The organism is Streptomyces sp. NPDC049837 (assembly GCF_040674455.1).
In the GTDB taxonomy this organism is placed as follows: Bacteria; Actinomycetota; Actinomycetes; order Streptomycetales; family Streptomycetaceae; genus Streptomyces.
Map to the genome: position 1 here is coordinate 346,919 of NZ_JBFAMP010000007.1, position 21,370 is coordinate 368,288.

20 protein-coding genes are annotated in these 21,370 nt (G+C 73.0%); 8 read left to right on the forward strand and 12 right to left on the reverse strand.

Annotation, left to right across the window (positions count from 1 at the left end; translation table 11 throughout):
* Positions 1-63: 63 nt before the first annotated feature.
* Together AB0J57_RS21630 and AB0J57_RS21635 are read right to left on the reverse strand one after the other, a co-directional pair.
* A complete protein-coding gene (locus AB0J57_RS21630) occupies positions 64-2,193 on the reverse strand; it encodes a 3-hydroxyacyl-CoA dehydrogenase NAD-binding domain-containing protein (protein WP_366129875.1) in 2,130 nt (709 codons plus the stop codon).
* On the reverse strand, positions 2,190-3,410 hold the full coding sequence (locus AB0J57_RS21635; RefSeq protein ID WP_366129876.1) for an acetyl-CoA C-acyltransferase: 1,221 nt from the start codon (positions 3,408-3,410) through the stop codon (positions 2,190-2,192). Before AB0J57_RS21635 ends, AB0J57_RS21630 begins: the two co-directional genes overlap by 4 nt.
* Positions 3,411-3,638: 228 nt before the next feature.
* Between AB0J57_RS21635 and AB0J57_RS21640 the strand changes: the two genes are divergently transcribed.
* Positions 3,639-4,757: an alpha/beta fold hydrolase gene (locus tag AB0J57_RS21640; RefSeq protein WP_366129877.1), complete on the forward strand. Its 1,119-nt coding sequence runs from the start codon at positions 3,639-3,641 to the stop codon at positions 4,755-4,757.
* A 44-nt stretch (positions 4,758-4,801) separates the two neighbouring features.
* Here AB0J57_RS21640 and AB0J57_RS21645 read toward each other — a convergent pair whose 3' ends face one another.
* The 3 genes from AB0J57_RS21645 to AB0J57_RS21655 all read right to left on the reverse strand — a co-directional run bounded on the left by AB0J57_RS21645 (position 4,802) and on the right by AB0J57_RS21655 (position 8,119).
* Positions 4,802-6,088, reverse strand: coding sequence for a ribonuclease D (locus tag AB0J57_RS21645; RefSeq protein ID WP_366129878.1), 1,287 nt, complete (start codon positions 6,086-6,088; stop codon positions 4,802-4,804).
* Between the two features lie 78 nt (positions 6,089-6,166).
* A complete protein-coding gene (locus AB0J57_RS21650) occupies positions 6,167-6,829 on the reverse strand; it encodes a response regulator transcription factor (protein WP_073755186.1) in 663 nt (220 codons plus the stop codon).
* 615 nt (positions 6,830-7,444) lie between these two features.
* Positions 7,445-8,119, reverse strand: a complete 675-nt coding sequence (locus AB0J57_RS21655; RefSeq protein ID WP_366129879.1) for a DUF3000 domain-containing protein — start codon at positions 8,117-8,119, stop codon at positions 7,445-7,447.
* A gap of 91 nt (positions 8,120-8,210) precedes the next feature.
* On the opposite strand from AB0J57_RS21655, the gene hemE reads away from it, so the two are divergent.
* Complete coding sequence (gene hemE / locus AB0J57_RS21660; RefSeq protein WP_366129880.1) at positions 8,211-9,278, forward strand: uroporphyrinogen decarboxylase; 1,068 nt, start codon at positions 8,211-8,213, stop codon at positions 9,276-9,278.
* 1 nt (position 9,279) lies between these two features.
* On the opposite strand, the gene AB0J57_RS21665 is transcribed toward hemE, so the two are convergent.
* A complete protein-coding gene (locus AB0J57_RS21665) occupies positions 9,280-10,677 on the reverse strand; it encodes an FAD-dependent oxidoreductase (protein ID WP_366129881.1) in 1,398 nt (465 codons plus the stop codon).
* Positions 10,678-10,755: 78 nt separating this feature from the next.
* Here AB0J57_RS21665 and hemG point away from each other — a divergent pair, with 78 nt between their 5' ends.
* Together hemG and hemQ are read left to right on the forward strand one after the other, a co-directional pair.
* Positions 10,756-12,207, forward strand: coding sequence for a protoporphyrinogen oxidase (gene hemG / locus AB0J57_RS21670; RefSeq protein WP_366129882.1), 1,452 nt, complete (start codon positions 10,756-10,758; stop codon positions 12,205-12,207).
* 4 nt (positions 12,208-12,211) lie between these two features.
* Entirely contained in the window at positions 12,212-12,925 is a 714-nt protein-coding gene (gene hemQ, locus AB0J57_RS21675; RefSeq protein WP_366129883.1) for a hydrogen peroxide-dependent heme synthase, read from the forward strand.
* Between the two features lie 189 nt (positions 12,926-13,114).
* Here the strand turns inward: hemQ and AB0J57_RS21680 are convergent, their stop codons facing one another.
* From AB0J57_RS21680 to AB0J57_RS21700, 5 genes are all read right to left on the reverse strand, one after another.
* On the reverse strand, positions 13,115-13,876 hold the full coding sequence (locus AB0J57_RS21680; protein ID WP_366129884.1) for a TIGR04222 domain-containing membrane protein: 762 nt from the start codon (positions 13,874-13,876) through the stop codon (positions 13,115-13,117).
* A gap of 84 nt (positions 13,877-13,960) precedes the next feature.
* A complete protein-coding gene (locus AB0J57_RS21685; protein WP_366129885.1) occupies positions 13,961-14,944 on the reverse strand; it encodes a TIGR04222 domain-containing membrane protein in 984 nt (327 codons plus the stop codon).
* A gap of 5 nt (positions 14,945-14,949) precedes the next feature.
* Positions 14,950-16,239 (reverse strand): DUF692 domain-containing protein, encoded by a 1,290-nt coding sequence (locus tag AB0J57_RS21690; protein ID WP_366129886.1) that lies wholly within the window; start codon positions 16,237-16,239, stop codon positions 14,950-14,952.
* Between the two features lie 117 nt (positions 16,240-16,356).
* A complete protein-coding gene (locus AB0J57_RS21695) occupies positions 16,357-17,121 on the reverse strand; it encodes a DUF4142 domain-containing protein (RefSeq protein ID WP_366129920.1) in 765 nt (254 codons plus the stop codon).
* A gap of 66 nt (positions 17,122-17,187) precedes the next feature.
* On the reverse strand, positions 17,188-17,931 hold the full coding sequence (locus AB0J57_RS21700; protein ID WP_366129921.1) for a peptidyl-tRNA hydrolase: 744 nt from the start codon (positions 17,929-17,931) through the stop codon (positions 17,188-17,190).
* On the opposite strand from AB0J57_RS21700, the gene AB0J57_RS21705 reads away from it, so the two are divergent.
* The 4 genes from AB0J57_RS21705 to AB0J57_RS21720 are packed head-to-tail and all read left to right on the forward strand — an operon-like array spanning position 17,930 to position 20,308.
* Positions 17,930-18,607, forward strand: a complete 678-nt coding sequence (locus AB0J57_RS21705) for an AIM24 family protein (RefSeq protein WP_366129887.1) — start codon at positions 17,930-17,932, stop codon at positions 18,605-18,607. The two genes, AB0J57_RS21700 and AB0J57_RS21705, sit on opposite strands and share 2 nt — an antisense overlap.
* Before the next feature lie 44 nt (positions 18,608-18,651).
* Positions 18,652-19,428, forward strand: a complete 777-nt coding sequence (locus tag AB0J57_RS21710) for an ATP-binding cassette domain-containing protein (RefSeq protein WP_366129888.1) — start codon at positions 18,652-18,654, stop codon at positions 19,426-19,428.
* On the forward strand, positions 19,425-20,093 hold the full coding sequence (locus tag AB0J57_RS21715) for an ABC transporter (protein ID WP_366129889.1): 669 nt from the start codon (positions 19,425-19,427) through the stop codon (positions 20,091-20,093). Before AB0J57_RS21710 ends, AB0J57_RS21715 begins: the two co-directional genes overlap by 4 nt.
* 14 nt (positions 20,094-20,107) lie before the next feature.
* Positions 20,108-20,308 carry a hypothetical protein gene (locus AB0J57_RS21720; protein ID WP_366129890.1) on the forward strand — a complete coding sequence of 67 codons (201 nt, stop codon included), beginning with the start codon at positions 20,108-20,110 and terminating at the stop codon, positions 20,306-20,308.
* A gap of 4 nt (positions 20,309-20,312) precedes the next feature.
* Here the strand turns inward: AB0J57_RS21720 and AB0J57_RS21725 are convergent, their stop codons facing one another.
* Positions 20,313-21,338 carry an aldo/keto reductase gene (locus tag AB0J57_RS21725; RefSeq protein ID WP_366129891.1) on the reverse strand — a complete coding sequence of 342 codons (1,026 nt, stop codon included), beginning with the start codon at positions 21,336-21,338 and terminating at the stop codon, positions 20,313-20,315.
* Between the last annotated feature and the right edge of the window lie 32 nt (positions 21,339-21,370).

Below are 21,370 nucleotides of genomic sequence, written 5' to 3' on the forward strand. Positions count from 1 at the left end.
GGGCGGAAACGGCGGACGGGCCGCAGGGGGTGCCCCCTGCGGCCCGTCCGTCCTTCTGCGGTCTTACGCCGGGACGCTCGCCACGCCCTGCGCCAGGAAACGCTTGCCGTTGACGCGCTCCGAGACGCCCTCGCGGTCCAGGTACGGCGTGATGCCGCCCAGGTGGAAGGGCCAGCCGGCGCCCGTGATGAGGCACAGGTCGATGTCCTGGGCCTCGGCGACGACGCCCTCGTCCAGCATCAGGCCGATCTCCTGCGCCACCGCGTCCAGGACGCGGGCGCGGACCTGCTCCTCCGTCAGGACGGTGTCGCCCTGCTTCAGCAGCGCCGCGACCTCGGGGTCCAGCTCGGGCTTGCCCGAGTCGTAGACGTAGAAGCCGCGCTTGCCCGCCTCGACGACCGCCTTGAGGTTCGGGGACACCTTGAAGCGGTCCGGGAAGGACCGGTTGAGGGTCTCCGAGACGTGCAGACCGATCGCCGGGCCGACCAGCTCCAGCAGCACCAGCGGGGACATCGGCAGACCGAGCGGCTCGATGGCCTTCTCCGCGGTCTCGACCGGGGTGCCCTCGTCGATGACGTTCTGGATCTCGCCCATGAAGCGGGTGAGGATGCGGTTCACGACGAACGCCGGGGCGTCCTTCGTCAGGACCGCGGTCTTCTTGAGCTTCTTCGCGACACCGAAGGCGGTGGCGAGGGACGCGTCGTCCGTCTTCTCGCCGCGCACGATCTCCAGCAGCGGGAGGATCGCGACCGGGTTGAAGAAGTGGAAGCCGACGACCCGCTCCGGGTGCTTCAGCTTCGACGCCATCTCCGAGACGGACAGCGACGAGGTGTTGGTCGCGAGGATCGCGTGGGCCGGGGCGACCGCCTCGACCTCCGCGAACACCTTCTGCTTGACCGACATCTCCTCGAACACGGCCTCGATGATGAAGTCCGCGTCCGCGAAGCCCTCGGCCTTGTCCAGCACGCCGCTCACCAGGCCCTTGAGGCGGTTGGCCTTGTCCTGGTTGATGCGGCCCTTGCCGAGCAGCTTGTCGATCTCGGCGTGGACGTAGCCCACACCCTTGTCGACGCGCTCCTGGTCGATGTCGGTCAGCACGACCGGCACCTCAAGGCGGCGCAGGAACAGCAGCGCGAGCTGGGAGGCCATCAGACCGGCGCCGACGACGCCGACCTTGGTGACCGGGCGGGCCAGGCTCTTGTCCGGCGCGCCGGCCGGGCGCTTGGCACGCTTCTGGACCAGGTTGAAGGCGTAGATACCGGCCCGCAGTTCGCCGCCCATGATGAGGTCGGCGAGCGCGGTGTCCTCGGCGTCGAAGCCCTTCTGGAGGTCGCCGTCCTTGGCCGCCTCGATGATGTCCAGGGCGCGGTACGCGGCCGGGGCCGCACCGTGCACCTTGGAGTCCGCGATGAACCGGCCACGGGCGACGGCCGCGTCCCAGCCCTCGCCGCGGTCGACGTCCGCGCGCTCGACCACGATGTCGCCCTTGAGGACGGACGCCGTCCACAGCAGCGACTGCTCCAGGAAGTCCGCGCCCTCGAAGATCGCGTCGGCGATCCCGAGCTCGAAGACCTGCGCGCCCTTGAGCTGCTTGTTCTGGTTGAGCGAGTTCTCGATGATGACCGAGACCGCGCGGTCCGCGCCGATCAGGTTCGGCAGGATCGTGCAGCCGCCCCAGCCCGGGACCAGGCCCAGGAAGACCTCGGGGAGAGAGAAGGCCGGCAGGGCCTTCGACACGGTGCGGTAGGTGCAGTGCAGACCGACCTCGACACCGCCGCCCATCGCCGCGCCGTTGTAGTACGCGAACGTCGGCACGGCGAGGGAGGACAGCCGCTTGAAGACGTCGTGGCCGCCCTTGCCGATGGCGAGCGCGTCCTCGTGGCGCTTCAGCAGCTCGACGCCCTTGAGGTCGGCGCCGACGGCGAAGATGAACGGCTTGCCGGTGAGGCCGACACCGACGATCGTGCCCTCGGCCGCCTCCTTCTCGACCTGGTCGATGGCGGTGTTGAGGTTCGCCAGCGACTGCGGGCCGAAGGTGGTCGGCTTGGTGTGGTCGAAGCCGTTGTCCAGCGTGATCAGCGCGAACCGGCCCGCCCCGAAGGGCAGGTCGAAGTGGCGTACGTGGGCGCTGGTGACGACCTCGTCCGGGAACAGCTCGGCCGCACCCTTCAACAGCTCAGCGGTGGTGCTCACTTGGTGCCTCCGTCGAAGTGGGGGTTCTCCCAGATGACCGTGGCGCCCATGCCGAAGCCGACGCACATGGTGGTGAGGCCGTAACGGACCTCCGGCTGCTCCTCGAACTGGCGAGCCAACTGCGTCATCAGACGGACGCCGGAGGAGGCCAGCGGGTGGCCGAAGGCGATGGCGCCGCCGTACTGGTTGACGCGCGGGTCGTCGTCGGCGATGCCGTAGTGGTCGAGGAAGGCCAGGACCTGGACGGCGAAGGCCTCGTTGACCTCGAAGAGGTTGATGTCCTCGATCGACAGGCCGGCCTTGGCCAGGGCCTTCTCGGTCGCCGGGATCGGGCCGTAGCCCATGACCTCCGGCTCGACGCCGGCGAAGGCGTACGAGACGAGGCGCATCTTCACCGGGAGGTTGTTCTCGCGGGCGAAGTCCTCGGACGCGATGATCGAGGCGGTGGCGCCGTCGTTCAGGCCCGCGGCGTTACCGGCGGTGACGTTGCCGTGGACGCGGAACGGCGTCTTCAGACCCGCCAGCGACTCCAGGGTGGTGCCCGGGCGCATCGGCTCGTCGGCGGTGACCAGGCCCCAGCCCGTCTCGCCCGCCTCGGCGTTCGTACGGCGGACGGAGATCGGCACCAGGTCCTGCTGGATCTTGCCGTTGGCGTACGCCTTGGCGGCCTTCTCCTGGCTGCGCACGGCGTACTCGTCGGCGCGCTGCTTGGTGATGTGCGGGTAGCGGTCGTGCAGGTTCTCCGCCGTCATGCCCATGAACAGGGCCGACTCGTCGACCAGCTTCTCGCTGACGAAGCGCGGGTTCGGGTCGACGCCCTCGCCCATCGGGTGGCGGCCCATGTGCTCGACACCACCGGCGATGACGGCGTCGTACGCGCCGAAGGCGATCGAACCGGCGACCGAGGTCACGGCGGTCATGGCGCCCGCGCACATGCGGTCGATCGAGTAGCCGGGCACCGACTGCGGCAGGCCCGCCAGGATGCCGGCGGTGCGGCCGATGGTCAGGCCCTGGTCGCCGATCTGCGTGGTCGCGGCGATGGCGACCTCGTCGATCTTCGCGGGGTCCAGGCCGGGGTTGCGGCGCAGCAGCTCCCGGATGGCCTTCACGACGAGATCGTCGGCGCGGGTCTCGTGGTAGATGCCCTTCGGGCCCGCCTTGCCGAACGGGGTGCGGACGCCGTCGACGAAGACGACGTCCCTGACGGTACGAGGCACGATGGCTCTCCTCCAGGGTGCGGGGTGGCACTGCACTGCTGCGGCACGCGGCTAAGCGCGCGCTTGCAGGCCCCATGCTACTTGCGGGTAACCAGGCTGCACAGTCCCCCCACCGGGAGCGGTGAAGGTCACACCGCTGGACGCCCTGCTGTGGCGGCGATGGCCCGGCGCGCGGAGCCTGGCCTGGCCGGGACCGACGTCCCGGCCGAGCCCACAGAACGGACCCCCATGGCAGTCATCCTGACCGATCACGCGGTTCCCCACGTCTCCACCATCCCCGCGAACACGGGCGAGAACGTCGAACTCTTCGTGCGGGAGCGCGACGGCACACCCCCGGGCGGCACGCGCAAGCCCGTCCTCATGCTGCACGGCAGGAGCACTCCGGTGCTCGCGGCCGCCGATCTCCAGTACAAGACGTACGGCTGGGCCGAGGCGCTGGCGAAGGCCGGTTACGACGTCTTCATGATGGACCTCCAGGGCGCCGGGCGGTCGCCGCGTCCCAAGATGGACGACCCGCGCAACGCCAACCCCGCCGAGCAGAAGCTTCTGACCCCGAAGCCGACGGGTTTCTCCCCGGGCCCGCCGAACTACGCGTTCCAGTTGAACAACTCCAACAGCGACCGGGACGAGCTGAACACCGTCGTGGAGTACATCCGCGACCTGCACAACGTGAACAAGGTCGCCTTCATCGGCTGGTCCGCGGCCGCCATCACCATGGGGCCGTACGCGGTCGACAACCCCGGCAAGGTGGAGAGCCTGTTCCTGCTGGCGCCGGTCTTCCCGCCCAAGGCCACGTCGACCCCCCCGAGCACCCTGCCGCAGCCCGGCTTCCCGATGTTCCTCGGTACGAGACCGGGCCTGGAGACGGCGTGGAACGCCGAGCTGCACTGCGTGGACCAGCGCGAACCCGGCATGGTGGAAAGGGTGTGGGCCGCGGTCATGGACAACGACCCGGTCGGCCGCACATGGGGGCCGCCCGAGGGCCTCAACCGGATCAGGAACTTCGTCCGCTGGGGATGGAACGAGACCACCGCGGCCAAGGGCGGCGTCCTCGGCGGAAGCGTGCCCGTCCTGATCGTGTACGGGGAGCACGACAAGACGGTGAACACGACACCGCCGAGCACCAATCCGAACTTCAACCTCTCGGTCCCCGCCCTGTACAACGCCATCACGGGGACGAAGAAGCTGATGGTCAAGATGGCCTGCGCCAGTCACTCGATGCCCTGGGAGATCCAGCACAAGAACCTGCACAACCTGTCGAAGCACTGGCTCAAGCACCTGACGGTCGACGGCAAGACCACCGGCGTCTTCGAGATGGACCTGAACGGCGTCATCAGCCCGGCGTAGGGCGCCGAAGCCCCCGGCCCGGACCGGCCGGGGGCTTCCTCGTGTCAGCTCCGCGCCGAGTTCAGCGCCGCCACCAGCACAGGCGTGACCTGCTCGATCTGCCAGGTCCGCGCTCCGTACCCCGCGAGCGCGCCGGCGACCGACTCCGCCGTGACCTCGGCGGGCGGCTCCCAGCACACCCGGCGCACCGTGTCGGGTGTGATCAGGTTCTCCGGCGGCAGGTTCAGCGACTCGGCGAGCGCGGAGACGGCCGAACGGGCCGCCGAGAGCCGCGCGGCGGCCGCCGGGTCCTTCTCCGCCCAGGCGCGCGGCGGGGGCGGGCCCTGCACCGGCTGGCCGGGCTGCGGCAGCTCCGTGTCCGGCAGCGCCTTCGCGCGGTCCACCGCCGCCTGCCACTGCTCCAGCTGGCGGCGCCCCATGCGGTGCCCGAACCCGGGCAGCGCGGTCAGCGCCTGCACGTTGGGCGGCAGGGCGAGGGCGGCCTCCACGATCGCCGCGTCGCTGAGCACCTTGCCGGGCGACACGTCACGCCGCTGGGCGATCCGGTCACGGGCGGTCCACAGCTCCCGTACGACCGCCATCTGGCGGCGCCGGCGGACCTTGTGCATACCGGACGTCCGGCGCCAGGGGTCCTTGCGGGGCGGGGGCGGCGGGGCGGCGGCGATGGCGTCGAACTCCTGGTACGCCCACTCCAGCTTGCCCTGCCGGTCGAGCTCCTTCTCCAGCGCGTCACGCAGGTCGACGAGCAGCTCGACGTCCAGCGCGGCGTACCGGAGCCACGGCTCGGGCAGCGGGCGGGTGGACCAGTCCACGGCGGAGTGGCCCTTCTCCAGGGCGAAATTCAGCACGACCTCGACCATCGCGCCGAGGCCGACGCGCGGGAACCCCGCGAGCCGGCCGGCCAGCTCGGTGTCGAAGAGCCGGCTGGGGGTCATGCCTATTTCGCGCAGACAGGGGAGGTCCTGACTGGCGGCGTGCAGGATCCACTCGGCGTCCCCGAGGGCGTCGCCGAGCTCGGACAGGTCCGGGCAGCCGACCGGGTCGATCAGCGCGGTGCCCGCGCCCTCGCGGCGGAGCTGGACGAGGTAGGCGCGCTGGCCGTAGCGGTAGCCCGACGCGCGCTCGGCGTCGACGGCGACGGGGCCGGTGCCGCGCGCGAAGGCGGCGATCACCTCGGCGAGGGCATGCTCGTCGGCCACCACGGGCGGTACGCCCTCGCGGGGCGCCAGCAAGGGGATCGGCACTCCGTCGACTGCGACGCCGTCGTCCGGAGGGCCGCCCCCGGTGGTTCGCAGTGCTGTCTCTGCTGCGGTCTCTTGGGCGTCGGTCACCTGTCAAGGGTATCTGTGAACGGCAGGCGCCCGTCGACGGAACGTTCCGTCGACGGGCGCGGGTGTGATGTAAACCGGTCAGTGGATGATTCCCGTACGAAGTGCCACGGCGACCATTCCGGCCCGGTCGCCGGTGCCGAGCTTGCGGGCGATGCGGGCCAGGTGGCTCTTGACGGTCAGCGCGGACAGGCCCATCGATACGCCGATGGCCTTGTTCGACTGGCCCTCGGCGACCAGCCGGAGCACCTCGACCTCACGGCCGGAGAGCTCCCGGTAGCCGCCCGGGTGGCTCGGGGCGCCGGGGGGACGGCGGTGCAGCCGGGCGGCGGCGGCACCGATGGGGGCGGCGCCGGGGCGGGTCGGGTGGCCGATGTTCGTGCGGGTACCGGTGACGACGTAGCCCTTGACGCCGCCGGCGAGCGCGTTGCGTACGGCACCGATGTCGTCGGCCGCCGACAGGGCGAGCCCGTTGGGCCAGCCGGCGGCACGGGTCTCGGACAGCAGGGTGAGCCCGGAGCCATCGGGCAGGTGGACGTCGGCAACGCAGATGTCGCGCGGGCTGCCGACGCGGGGACGAGCCTCCGCGATGGACGACGCCTCGATGACGTCACGCACTCCGAGGGCCCACAGGTGGCGGGTGACGGTGGAGCGGACGCGCGGGTCGGCCACGACGACCATGGCCGTCGGCTTGTTCGGGCGGTAGGCGACCAGGCTTGCGGGCTGCTCGAGGAGAACGGACACCAGGCCTCCTGGGAAGGTGCGGGACACAGCCGGCTCGGGGAAGAAGCCGGGGCGAACCGTGTTTGAAGGGTCACAGACCTCTTCGGCAGCCCGGGGGTCCGCCTTTAGGGGAAGATCACGATTTAGTGAGTAACAATTGGGGCAATTCGGACGGGCGATCGATCATCCTACGAGCGCCCCATCCCACGCGGGGCGCCCGCCACGACCGGCGGGGCCGCGCCCCCGGGCGCCGTAGGGCCGTGGAACGGCAGGCGCCGCAGCCTACGCGCTCGGCCGCCCCGGCGTGACGCGCCCGGTGAGCGGTGAGGCGTCGCCTTGACGTTCACCCCGGAACCCCGGTGGTGGGCAGTCGTTCCGCAAGGCGGAACGGGTGGGCACAACGGAGGGGCGGTGCCTGTTCCCGGTGGCCCCATGTGCGGGTCGGTGGGGGTGCGGTCACCCCCGGTGGGTGGGGGCGGGGCCCCTCCGGGCTCGCCTCCTCGAGGCCGGCGGCCTTGGGTTACGGGCTTGGGAGCCCATGCTTCGCCGCCAACCTCTGCGGGGGCGACCCTGCACGGCCCCACCCCGGCTGTACGCCGTCGGCCGGCCGGTGGGCGTGGCCCGGAGGGCGGAGCCCTACGGGTGCTGGGGGCCGCGGCGTTGGGGGAGGGAGACCACGGCGGCCGAGCCGGGGTCCAGGGGGCCCGGGGCCGAGGGCGGGAGGCCCGCGATCTGGCACAGCAGGTCGCACCAGGCCGCCAGGTGCGCCGCCGTGTCCGGCACCCCGCCGCGGCCCTCGCGCGGCGTCCAGGACGCCCGGATCTCGATCTGCGTCGCCGGGCGCCGCTCCGCGAGTCCACCGAAGTAGTGAGACCCCGCACGGGTGACGGTGCCCGAGGCCTCTTCGTACGACAGGCCCCGCGCCTCCAGCGCGCCCGTCAGCCACGACCAGGACACCTCCGGCAGCAGCGGGTCGGCCGCCATCTCCGGCTCCAGTTCCGCCCGCACCAGCGTCACCAGCCGGAAGGTTCCCTGCCATGCCTCGTGACCGGCCGGGTCGTGCAGCAGCACGAGACGGCCGTCCGCCAGGTCCTCGTCGCCCTCGACGACCGCCGCCTCCAGCGCGTACGCGTACGGGGCCAGCCGCTGCGGCGGGCGGGACGGGTCCACCTCGATCTCCGGCCGCAGCCGCGCCCCGCGCAGCCCCTCGACCGCCAGCCGGAAGGCGGGCGGGACGGGCGTACCCTCCCTGTCGTCCGTTCCTTCGGCATTGTCGGAGTGATCGGAGAACTGTCCCTGAGCCGCAGCCATGCGGGGAAGAGTAGGCGGAAGGACGGCCTCGCGCAGGGAGGGACACCCTCACCACGCGAGCCGCTTGGCCGCACATGCGAAGATTCGGGGCGTGAGTGCCAACGACAGCGCTTCGGGCGCCCAGCAGACGAAGACCTACGACTCCGCGTTCCTCAAGGCGTGCCGGCGCGAGCCCGTACCGCACACGCCCGTGTGGTTCATGCGGCAGGCGGGACGGTCGCTGCCCGAGTACCTGAAGGTCCGCGAAGGCATCCCCATGCTGGAGTCGTGCATGCGGCCCGAGCTGGTCACCGAGATCACCCTCCAGCCGGTACGGCGGCACAAGGTCGACGCCGCGATCTTCTTCAGCGACATCGTCGTCCCGCTCAAGGCCATCGGTGTCGACCTCGACATCAAGCCGGGCGTCGGCCCCGTCGTCGCCGAACCGATCCGCCGCCGCCAGGATCTGGAGCGGCTGCGTGACCTCACGCCCGAGGACGTCTCGTACGTGACCGAGGCGATCGGCATGCTCACCGGCGAACTCGGCAGTACCCCGCTCATCGGTTTCGCGGGGGCGCCGTTCACCCTCGCGAGCTACCTCGTCGAGGGCGGCCCGTCCCGCAACCACGAGCACACCAAGGCCCTGATGTACGGCGACCCCGAGCTGTGGGCCGACCTGCTGGACCGGCTCGCCGAGATCACCGCCGCCTTCCTGAAGGTCCAGATCGAGGCCGGCGCCTCCGCGATCCAGCTCTTCGACTCCTGGGTCGGCGCCCTCGCCCCCGCCGACTACCGCCGCTCGGTCATGCCCGCCTCCGCGAAGGTGTTCCGGGCCGTCGAGGAGTACGGCGTACCGCGCATCCACTTCGGCGTCGGCACGGGCGAGCTGCTCGGCCTCATGGGCGAGGCGGGCGCCGACGTCGTCGGCGTCGACTGGCGCGTCCCGCTGGACGAGGCGGCCCGCCGCGTCGGCCCCGGCAAGGCGCTCCAGGGCAACCTCGACCCGGCGGTTCTGTTCTCCACCCCCGAGGCGGTCGAGACCAAGACCCGCGAGGTCCTGGACGCCGCCGCCGGGCTGGAGGGCCATGTCTTCAACCTCGGCCACGGCGTCCTGCCGACCACCGACCCGGACGCCCTGACCCGCCTGGTCGAGTACGTCCACACGCGGACGGCGCGCTGACTCAGCCGGCTGCCCGCACCGCCGTCACCGCCTTGCGGGCAGCCACCTGGACCGGGTCCCAGACCGGTGAGAAGGGCGGGGCGTAGCCCAGGTCGAGGGCCGTGATCTGCTCCACGGTCATGCCCGCCGTGAGTGCCACCGCCGCGATGTCCACGCGCTTCGCGGCGCCCTCGCGCCCCACGATCTGGCAGCCCAGTAGCTTGCCCGTGCGGCGCTCGGCGATCATCTTGACCGTCATCGGCGCCGCGCCCGGGTAGTAACCGGCGCGGCTCGTCGACTCGACCGTCACCGTGACGAAACGGAGCCCCACGGCGAGGGCGTCCCGCTCGCGCAGCCCCGTGCGGGCGATCTCCAGCGAGCACACCTTGCTGACCGCCGTACCCACGACGCCCGGGAACGTGCCGTACCCGCCGGCCACGTTGGCGCCGATGACCTGGCCGTGCTTGTTGGCGTGCGTGCCCAGCGGTATGTGCCGCTCCCGGCCCGAGATCAGGTCCAGGACCTCGACGCAGTCGCCGCCCGCCCAGATGTCCTCCCGGCCGCGCACCCGCATCGACAGGTCGGTGAGCAGCCCGCCGTACTCGCCCAGCGGCAGCCCCGCCTCGCGCGCCAGGGTCGTCTCGGGCGCCACGCCCATGCCGAGCACGACCACATCGGCCGGGTACTCGGCGTCCTCGGTCGCCACCGCCCGCACCCGCCCGTCGTCACCCCCGGTGAGGATCTTGGTGACCTCCGCGCCGCCGACCGTCGTGATGCCGAGGCCGTCCATCGCCTCGTGCACCAGCCGCCCCATGTCCGGGTCGAGCGTCGACATCGGCTGCTCGCCCCGGTTGAGGACCGTCACCTCGTAGCCGCGGTTCAGCAGCGCCTCCGCCATCTCCACGCCGATGTACCCGGCGCCCACGACCACCGCGCGCCGCCCCGCCGTCCCGTTCAGCGTGGTCAGCGTGGCGAGCAGCGCCTGCCCGTCGTCCAGCGTCTGCACCCCGTGCACGCCCGCCGCGTCGATGCCCGGCAGCGGCGGCCGCACCGGGCGGGCGCCGGTCGCGATCACGAGCTTGTCGTAGCCCTCCCACGACTCGGCGCCCGACTCTGCGTCCCGTACGCGCACTCGGCCACCGTCCAGGTCGAGTTCGGTCACCTCCGTCCGCAGCCGCAGGTCGATACCGCGCTCCCGGTGCGCCTCGGGCGTACGCGCGATGAGCCGGTCCGGCCCGTCGACGTCGCCGCCGACCCAGTACGGAATCCCGCACGCCGAGTAGGAGGTGAAGTGCCCCCGCTCGAACGCGACGATCTCCAGCTCGTCGGGGCCCTTCAGCCGACGGGCCTGCGAGGCGGCGGACATGCCGGCCGCGTCCCCACCGATGATCACCAGTCGTTCTCGTCCCAGCTCTCCCATGCCGGACACGCTACGGCCTGATCGCCGCCACGACCGGTCACCGTCGGGGCCGGGGACGGCGTTTGAGAGAGTGGAGTCATGAACGCGGACACCGGGGACACATCCAGGGCGGGCCACGTCGTCGTCATCGGCGGCGGCATCGCGGGCCTCGCCGCCGCCCACCGGCTGATCACCGCCGGGCGGCGCGTGACCCTGCTGGAGGCCACCACGCGGCTCGGCGGCAAGCTCCAGGCCGGCGAGATCGAGGGCGCCCCCGTCGATCTGGGCGCCGAGTCGATGCTCGCCCGCCGCCCCGAGGCGATCGACCTCGCCCGCGCCGTCGGCCTCGGTGACCGGCTCCAGCCGCCCGCCACCGCCAGTGCCGCCGTCTGGACCCGGAACGCGCTGCGGCCGATGCCCAAGGGGCACGTCATGGGCGTCCCCGCCGACGCGGCCGCGCTCGGCGACCTCCTCTCCGACGAGGGCCTGCGCCGGATCGGCCAGGACCGCGAGCTCCCGCCCGCAGACCTCGGCGAAGACATCGCGGTCGGCCGCTACGTCGCGGACCGCATGGGCCGCGAGGTCGTCGACCGCCTCGTCGAGCCGCTCCTCGGCGGGGTGTACGCGGGCGATGCCTACCGGATCTCCATGCGTGCCGCCGTGCCCACACTCTTCGACGCCGCCCGCACCCACGGCACGCTCACCGAGGCCGTACGTGCCCTCCAGCGCGGCGCCCAGGCGCAGACCGGGCCCGCCTTCATGGGCATCGAGGGCGGCATCGGCACCCTGCCCGGCGCGGTCGCCGACGCCATCACCGCCCGGGGCGGCGAGATCCGCACCGACACGCCCGTCCACGCCCTCACCCGCGCGGCCGCCGGGGGCTGGGACGTCCGTACCGGCGAACGCGTCCTGCACGCCGACGCCGTCGTCGTCGCCACCCCCGCCTGGTCCGCCGCCGAGCTGCTCGCCGCCGAGTCCCCGGCCGCGGCCGCCGAGCTGGCCGCCGTCGAGTACGCCTCCATGGCCCTGGTCACCCTCGCCTTCCGGCGCACCGACGTGGCGGGGGTGCTGCCCGCGGGCTCCGGCTTCCTCGTCCCGCCCGTCGACGGCCGCACCATCAAGGCGTCCACCTTCTCCTCCCAGAAGTGGAAGTGGACCGACGAGGGCTCGAAGGACCTGGTCCTGCTGCGCACCTCGGTGGGCCGGTACGGAGAGGAGGAGCACCTGCACCGCGAGGACGCCGACCTCGTCTCCGTATCCCTGAAGGACCTCAGCCACGCCACCGGGCTCGCCGCCCGGCCCGTCGCCACCGAGGTCACCCGCTGGATCGGCGGCCTGCCGCAGTACCCCGTCGGCCACCTCTCGCGGGTCGCCCGCATCCGGGACGCCGTCGCGAAACTGCCCGCCCTGCGCGTCTGCGGGGCCGTGTACGACGGCGTCGGCATCCCCGCGACCATCGCGAGCGCGCGGCGCGCGGCGGACGAAATCCTGGCGGCGATCCCCGCCACGCCGACCCTGGCGCACGGCACCCCGAGCGACGAGCGAGAATAGCCCCATGAGTGCGCCCGAAAAGATCCCGAACGCCGGTAAGAAGGCGAAGGACCTCAACGAGGTCATCCGCTACACCCTGTGGTCCGTGTTCAAACTGCGCGACGTCCTGCCCGAGGACCGGACCGGCTACGCCGACGAGGTCCAGGAGCTGTTCGACCAGCTCGCCGCCAAGGACATCACCGTACGCGGCACGTACGACGTGTCCGGCCTGCGCGCCGACGCCGACCTGATGATCTGGTGGCACGCCGAGACCTCGGACGCGCTCCAGGAGGCGTACAACCTCTTCCGCCGCACCAAGCTGGGCCGCGCGCTGGAGCCGGTGTGGTCGAACATGGCGCTGCACCGCCCCGCCGAGTTCAACCGGTCGCACATCCCGGCGTTCCTCGCCGACGAGACGCCGCGCGACTACGTCTCGGTCTACCCCTTCGTGCGCTCCTACGACTGGTACCTGCTGCCCGACGAGGACCGGCGGCGGATGCTCGCCGACCACGGCAAGATGGCCCGTGGCTTCCCGGACGTGCGCGCCAACACGGTCGCCTCGTTCTCGCTCGGCGACTACGAGTGGATCCTCGCCTTCGAGGCGGACGAGCTGTACCGGATCGTGGACCTGATGCGTCACCTGCGCGGCTCCGAGGCGCGGATGCACGTGCGCGAAGAGGTCCCGTTCTACACCGGCCGGCGCAAGTCGGTCGCGGATCTGGTCGCGGGTCTCGCCTGAGGGCCCTGACCTGACCGACCTGGTGACGGGCGGGCGCGGTGCCTGTCCTGGACGGCCGTCCCTGCCCCGTCACCCCACCGACCCGGAAGATCAGACGGCGGGCCCGCGCGCCCGCCGCTCCAGCGACACCGGGTCCGGCTCCGGGTGCGGCGCGCGTCACGCGCGCCGCACCGGCGTCTTTTTCCGGCATTAACGACGGCGGTGCGGCCCCGGCGCCAGTGCCGCCCGCAGCGCCGGGTCGTCCAGCGCGTGGACCCCGGCGATGGCGACGGCGGCGAGCGGGTCGCACGGGCGCACCTTTGTGAGCAGGCTCTGTCCGGCGGGGGAGGCCCAGCGCGTGTACGGGTGGACCTCGATCCGCGCGATGACGAGGCACCCGAGCGTGAGGACGAGCGGGAGCGCGAACCAGGCCATCCCACGGGCGTCCGGCGCGTGTTCGGCGGGGAGCAGCAGCAGGGCGGCCGCCGCGAGGGCGACGGTCAGGGCCGTCGAGCGGCGCACGCCCCGCAGCGCCGCGACGACGGCGGACCGGGCGGTGTCGGGCACGGCCAGCCCCGCGGCGACGAGCCGGTCGGCGAGCGCCCGTACCGCGTCGGCGGCCGACGCCGTGGCGCGTACCGCCGCTATCCGCGACTGCCCCTCGGGCCCTATCGCGCCGATCACGGAACGCTCCAGGTCGTCCGCGCCCTCCGGGTCCGGGTCGACGACGGTCGCCCAGCCGGTGTGGGCGAGCAGCAACCGGCGCCGCCGGTGCATCGACACCAGGGTCAGGTCGGTGACCCGCTGGGGGCCGCCGGCCAGGAACGCGGCCTCGTACAGGCTCAGTTCACGGTCACGGTCGGGGGCGGGGGCGCTCACCGGCTGGGCGGCCTCGACGGCGGCCAGGCACAGCCGCGCGCAGCTCACGGCCGCCGCGGCCCACGTCACCAGCAGGAACGGGACCCAGAACATGCCGGAGTTCTACGCGAGACGGTGGGCGCGGCGCCACAGGGTTTTCACGATGTGGACTTCCGGGTGGGCGGGGTGTGGTCCCGCTCAGTCCCCGCCACCGCCCCCGCCCCCGCAGCTCGATCCGCCTCCGCCCCCGCCGCCGCAGCTCGATCCGCCTCCGCCGCTGCCGCAGCTCGACCCGCCGCTGCACGCGGAGCTGCCGCCTCCGCCGCCCCCGCAGCCGCCGCCGCAGCTCGACCCGCCCGTGTCGGCGCTCGCGCACCACACGATGACCGTCGTGGTCGCGAGCTCGTCCTGGTGCGCGCCCCCGCCGCTGCTCCGCCGGCCGTACATCCGCGCGGCCGCCGTCAGTTGGTCGCGTAGCACCGGGTCGGGCAGTGCGCGCAGCCCGTGCAGCGCGACCAGGTCCCCCGGCTCGGTCAGGTGGGCGTGACTCCGGCGGTACGTTGCCAGGGCCCGCCGGCCCGCCCCGGTGAGCCGGCGCCCGGCGACGGCGCCGCACACCGTCGCGATCACCAGAGCGGGGATCAGGGCGGGCAGCACCTTGACGACGAACGGGACCGAGGGCTCGTCGAACGTGGACCCGGCGTACTCGGCGATGGTCGCCACGACGGAACCCAAGACGAGCAGCAAGCAGCCTGCCGCCTGGGCGGCGCTCCACCGGCGCCAGGTGCGGCCCGCGCCGCGCGGCACGATCAGCCCCCGGGCGGCGAGCCGGTCGCCGATCTCCTGCACGGCCGGGTGGCGCATGGCGGCGAGCCGTACGACGTGCAGCGCTCCGCTGGGCGCGGTCGCGAGCTCGTGCAGCACGGCGCGCTCCACCGGGTCGTGCCCGACCGGGCGTACGACCTGCACGATGCCCGGCCCGCCGACCGCCACGCGGCCGTCCGCGTGCAGCGAGGCGAGCGCGGAGTCGACGACCCGGGCGGGCCCGCCGTTCAGGAACGCGGCCTCCACCCGGTAGTGGAGGGAACCGCCCGGCCCGCGCCGGGACGCGGCCACCCCGTTGATGAGCAGGGCCGAGGAGACGGCGACGGCGACGTACAGGAGGACGGCGACGGTGTTCATCACGCTCACCGCCCCACGAGCGCGGCGCGGGCGGCGCGTACCAGGCGGGTGGCCCGGCCGGGCGGCCGTGCCCCGGCGCGCTCCTGCCACCACAGGGTGAGCCTCCGGCGGGCGGCGTCGTCCTCGGGCCGCCCGGCGATCAGCAGGTGCTCCGCGAAGTCGAGGGCGTCGCGCCGGTAGCCGCCGCGCATGGGGCGGGAGGCGGCGTAGGAGAGGAACGCGGCGCGGTATCCGCCGCCGAGGATCTCCGGCAGTTCGGGCGCGACCTTGGCGACCACCCCGGCCCGCTTGCCGGCCAGCGCCCGGCTCTGCACCCGCAGCCGCGCGTGGTCGAACCCCTCGGGCGCGGGCGTCCCGGCGACCAGCGCCGACAGCAGGGCGGCCTGCGCGATCCCCACCCGCTCGCGCACACCGGGTCCGGCGGGGGTGACGGGCTTCGGCGCCGCCACGGGCCCGGCCGTCGCCGGGGGCGTCGCGGCCCGTACCGTGGCTCGGATCGACGCCAGCTCGGCCGCCAGTTCCTCCGCCGGGGGGAAGTCGTCGTCCCGTTCCAGCAGGACGCCCGGCGGGCTGACCCGGGAGGCGAGGTCCGACAGGATGCCGAGCACCGCGGGCGGCACCGGGTGGGCGTGGGAGTCGTGCCAGACGCCGTCCCGTTCGATCCCGCCCGCCACGTGGACGTACGCGATGGCCTCGACCGGCAGCTCGGCCAGCGCCTTCGCCGGGTCCTCGCCCCGGTTGACGTGGTTGGTGTGCAGGTTCGCCACGTCGATCAGGAGGCGGACGCCGGTGCGCTCCACCAGCTCGGCCAGGAACTGCCCCTCCGTCAGCTCCTCGCCGGGCCAGGAGAACAGCGCGGCTATGTTCTCCAGCGCCAGCGGGACCGGCAGCGCGTCCTGCGCGATGCGGACGTTCTCGCACAGCACGTCCAGCGCGTCCCAGGTGCGCGGGACCGGCAGCAGGTGGCCCGCCTCCAGCGCGGGCGACGCGGTGAGCGGCCCCCCGGCCCGTACGAAGGCGATGTGCTCCGTGACCAGCGGCGCCCCCAGCTCCGTGGCCTTCGCCGCCAGCTCGGCGAGCCGCCCCTCGTCCGGCCGGTCCGCGCCGCCCAGCCCCAGCGACACGCCGTGCGGGACGACCGTGACGCCCCGCTCGCGCAGCCGCAGCAGGGAGTCGGGGAGGTGGCCGACGCAGATGTTCTCCGCGACCACCTCCACCCAGTCCAGCCCGGCCAGCCCTTCCACCGCGTCCGCGATCTCGGGCCGCCAGCCGATGCCGATACCCAGTTCCGTCATGTCCCCCTCCTCCTGCGTCGGTCGGAGGGGTGATGGCCCCGCGAGCGGACCCTCAATCCGGAAGAGCCGCAGTTCAGAGCTTGATTTGAGGTTTGAGGACCGGAATTGCGGACGGAATTACGGACGGGTCGTGTTGATCGCGGTCGGCGGGCCCGGCTGCGTCGAGGGCCGGGACGTGAACGACTGGTCCGTCCCCGTCGGCACGGCCGGCGACGGCGCCGGCGGCAGGTTGCCGTTGGGCGCCGGCGGGCCGGACGGGCTCGCGGTCGCCAGCCCCGCCGCCTCGTTGGCGATCGCGTCGAAGTCGACCTTGCCGGTCGCCTCCAGCATCGTGATGTGGTCCAGCACCGTCTGGTTGGCGTCGCTCGCGAGCTGCCGTATCAGCGTGTTCCGCGTGGTGTGCCGCACCTGGGCGACCAGCGCGAAGACCTTGCCGTGCGCGTTGCGCAGCAGGTTGGCGAACTTGCGCTCGTACTCCTCGCCGCTCGCCGCCGACAGCTCGCGCAGCCACCCCTGCTGCTGCTCCGTCGGCTGGTTCGGCAGCTCCACGCCCAGTTTCGCCGCCACGTCACGGGCCCGCTGGTCCAGGTCGGTGTGGCCGACGACGAGGTGGTCGCCCGCGTCCTTGATGGCCTGGCTCGGCGCCCGTTCGATCGCCTGCTGGCCGGCCGGCAGCTCCCAGAGGCCGGCCAGCCGGACCTTCACCAGGAAGTCGCGGTCCGTCGCCGACAGCGGGCCCCACTGGGTCGCCACGGTCGACGCGTTGAGGTTGGCCTGGCCGGTGCCGGAGCGGTCGGCGTACGACCAGACCGGGAACGCCAGCGCGCCGACCGTGACGACGAGGGCCGCGATGATGAGTGCCGTGCCGTTGATACGTCGCAACAACAAGGTGGTGCCTCCCGAACCTGATGGCATTACTGGGAGGTACGTATACAGGCGTGCGAGTGTTCAGTTCACCTGTACGGGAAACTCCGAGACCACCGTGCACGACCCGGGGGCGATCTCCGTGAAGCCCGCGTCGCGCACCAACGGCAGTCCGCTGGTGACCAGTTCGGCCCACCGGGCGGGGCGCGCGGTGCGTACCGCGAGCGGGAAACCGGCCTCCCGCCACGCCTTGCGGTCCGCGTCCGCCATCGCCCACCACAGCAACTGCGCGCCGTGCCCGACCTGTGCCATCTCCTTGCCGGTCGACATGGTCAGCTCCGGATTGAGCCACAGCCGCGCCTGCCCGGGCGCGGGCGGCGCCGGCTCGCCGGTGTCGTCCAGCTCCGTGCCCGACACCTGGAGCTTGGCCAGCTCCTTGGGCCAGCCGTCGAGGGGGACGGGCGGGAAGACCCGTACCTCCGCGGTGGCGCCCATGACCGTGATGCCCGGCAGCCGCGACGCCTTGCGCCACTCCGCGCCGCGCGCCCGGCGCACCACCTTGCGGATGCGCGCGTCCTGCCAGTCGCGCATGACGCGCGCCCACTCCCCGTCGCCCACCGACCGGTCGTCCGACAACATCACCAGCACCGCGCGGGCTGCGGTCTCCAGCGCGTCGGTACGGGCGGGCGGCTCGGTCTTCTCCACCCGTACGACGAGGGGGAGGACGTACTCGGTGGTGTCGTCACTGCTGCTCACCCCGTAAGTCTGCCAGGCGCCCAGAAGGGCTTTCTTGGCGGAATGAGTAGTTCCGGGACACGATGCCCGCATGAAGAGCGATCTTTTCGCGTCCGAGAACATGGCGCAGCAGGCGACCGTCCCCGGCATGACCCTCCAGAACGCGAAGTCGGTCAAGTACGCCGTCAACGGCGAGATGCACGCCCGGCAGGGATCGATGATCGCCTACCGGGGCAACCTCCAGTTCGAGCGCAAGGGCCAGGGCCTGGGCGGCATGCTCAAGCGCGCCGTCACCGGCGAGGGCCTGCCGCTGATGGCCGTCCGTGGCCAGGGCGAGGCGTGGTTCGCGCACGAGGCCCAGAACTGCTTCATCGTCGACATCGAGCAGGGCGACGCGCTCACCGTCAACGGCCGCAACGTCCTGTGCTTCGACGCGACCCTCTCCTACGACATCAAGACCGTGAAGGGCGCCGGGATGACCGGCGGCGGGCTGTTCAACAGCGTCTTCACCGGCTACGGCAAGCTCGCGGTGGTCTGCGACGGCAACCCCGTCGTCATCCCGGTCACCACCAACCAGCCGGTGTACGTCGACACCGACGCCGTCGTCGGCTGGAGCGCCCAGCTCAGCACCTCGCTGCACCGCTCGCAGTCCCTCGGCTCGATGATCCGGGGCGGCTCGGGCGAGGCCGTGCAGCTCATGCTCCAGGGCGAGGGCTTCGTGATCGTACGGCCCAGCGAGCTCACTCCCCAGAAAGCGGCACAGAGCTGAACTTCCAGCGAATAGGCCGCCGTTACGGCCCGACCGGACCGTGGGTGCTGCGGGACGTCCACCTCGACGTGCCCGCCGGCACCCTGGTCCGGATCGAGGGCGCCAACGGCAGCGGCAAGTCCACCCTGCTGCGGCTGGCCGCCGGGATCGACGCCCCGACCGAGGGCCGCATCACCGGCCGCCCGCCGCGCACCGCCTTCGTACCCGAACGCTTCCCCGCCGCGCTGCCGTTCACCGCCACCGGCTACCTGGTCCACCTCGGGCGGATCCAGGGGCTCGGGCGGCGGGCGGCGGCGGCCCGGGCGGCCGAGTGGCTGGAGCGGTTCGGCGCCCAGGCGCACTCCCGCACCCCGCTTGCCGAGCTGTCCAAGGGCACGAGCCAGAAGGTCGCCGTCGCCCAGGCGCTGCTCGCCGAACCGGACCTGCTCGTCCTGGACGAGGCGTGGACCGGCCTGGACGCGGCGGCCCGCGCGGAGCTGGACCGGGCGGTGCGGGAGCGGGTCGCGGCGGGCGGGGCGGTGGTCTTCGTCGACCACGACCCACGGCGCCTGGCGGGGGAGGCGGACGCGGTGTACGCGGTGAACGGCGGCCGTCTCCGCACCCGTACCCCAGAAGCCGCCCGACCGGAGCGGCTGGTCACGGTCACGGCGTCCGGCGGACGGCTGCCCGGCCGGCCGTTGCCCGGCTCGCCCGCGTACGAGACCGGGGCGGACGGCACCGTCACGTTCACCGTGCCCGCCGCCCACTCCGACGCGCTGCTGAGGGAGCTGCTGACCGCCCACCCGACCTGGCACATCAACCGAGTGATCACCGCCTCATGACCGCACTCCTTCGCTACCAGACCGCCCTCCTGCTGCGCTCCCAGCGCTGGCTTCCGCCGGTCCTGCTGTACGTGGCGTTCCTGGCCATCGGCATACGCTCCGGCGAGCCGGTCCTCGGCGCCCTCGGGTACGCCTCCGCGCCCCTGCTGCCGGTCACGGCCTGGCTCGTGCGGACCTGCCTGAACCAGGAGCCCCCGGCCGCCCGCGACGTCGCCGCCGCGGCGGCCGGCCGGACCCGGGTCCACCTCGCGGCGATCCTCGCCGGCACCCTGGGCGCGACCGTGCCCGGTGTGGCGGCCGTGCTGGTGGTCACGGCGGCGAGCGCGCCGGTCGGCGCCGACGGCCGCACCGGCGTCCCGCTGCCGTCCGCCGCCCTCGCGGGCCTGGCCACCGCGGGCGTCTGCGTCCTGCTCGGCGCGGCCGTCGGCGCCCTGCTGACCCGCCCGCTGCTGCCGGGCCGCGCCTGGTCGACCGCCGCCGTCATGGCGGCCGTGCTCCTGGCGCTGGTGACCACCGGCTCGCCCGCCAACCACGCCCTCACCGCCCTGGTCACCGGCAACCGCACCGGGGCGGTCCCGCTGCCGCTGCTCCCGCTGGCAGCGGCGGCGGTCCTCGCGGCGGCGGCGACGGCCCTCGCCTGCCGGCTCACCGCCGTGCGGGAGTGAGTACGCTCGTATACATGGACGACAAGGACGATTCGTACAGGGTCGATCCGTACTGCGAGACGGACCCTCCGTCCGGAACCGCCGAGGGCGGGCCGCCGTACGCCGCGTGTGTCCTGTGCCAGGAGCCGACCGAGTACCCGGAGTCGACCAAGGGCATCACGCTGTGCCCGGTCTGCGAGTGGCGGGAGGCGGAGCGCACCGCCTGCTCCGGCTAGCCGCTCAGGACCCGGAGGCGCGCCAGGTGCGCCGGGCGTCGATGTCCGCGTGGCGGTCGCCGTAGATGTTGCGCACGACGCCGGGTTCCGCCAGGAAGTCGTGCGGGAAGCCGAGCGGCACCGCGCTCACCCGGTCGAGCCGCTCGACGGCCTCGGCGTCCAGCTCCACGCCGAGGGACGCCAGGTTGTCGGCGAGCTGGTCGGGGCGGCTGGCGCCGACGAGGGGGACGATGTTGCCGGGGCGGCCGCGCAGCCAGGCCAGCGCCACCTGGGCCGGGGTCCAGCCGCCCTCCTTGGCGATCTCCAGGACGGCGGTGATCACCTCCGCCTGCCGCTCGTTCTCCTCCGCCCCGTCGGAGAGCCGGCCCGTCTCGCCGCGGCGGTACTTGCCGGTGAGCTTGCCGGCGGCCAGCGGGGCCCATGCCATGACGGTCTGGTCGAAGGCGCGGGCCTGCGGCAGCAGCTCGCGCTCGGGGGCCCGCTCCAGCAGGTTGTAGCGGAGCTGCGACCCGGCGAAGCAGCTCCAGCCGCGCAGTTCGGCGAGGGTGTTCGCCTGGGCGATCTCCCAGGCGGGCCAGTCGGACACCCCCAGGTAGAGCACCTTTCCGGCGCGGACGAGATCGTCCAGGGCGCGCATGACCTCCTCGACCGGTGTGAAGACGTCCCGCGCGTGCACCCACAGCACGTCGAGGCGGTCGGTGCGCAGCCGGCCGAGGCTGGCCTCCACCGACTGCACGAGGTTCTTGCGGTGGTTGCCGCCGGAGTTCGGATCACCCTGTCGGGTGGCGCAGGTGTACTTGGAGGCCAGTACGAACCGGTCCCGGCGGCCGTCGAGCAGCCTGCCGAGGACGGCCTCCGAGGCGCCGCCGCCGTAGATGTCGGCCGTGTCGACGAAGTTGCCGCCCGCGTCCGCGTACGTGTCGAGGATCCGCCGGTTCACGTCCTCGTCGCCGTCGCCTCCCATCGTCATGGCGCCCAGCGCGAGCTCGCTCACGCGCAGACCGGTCCGGCCGAACAGTGTGTACCGCACGATGTATCCCCTCGTGTACCGCGTCAGGTCGT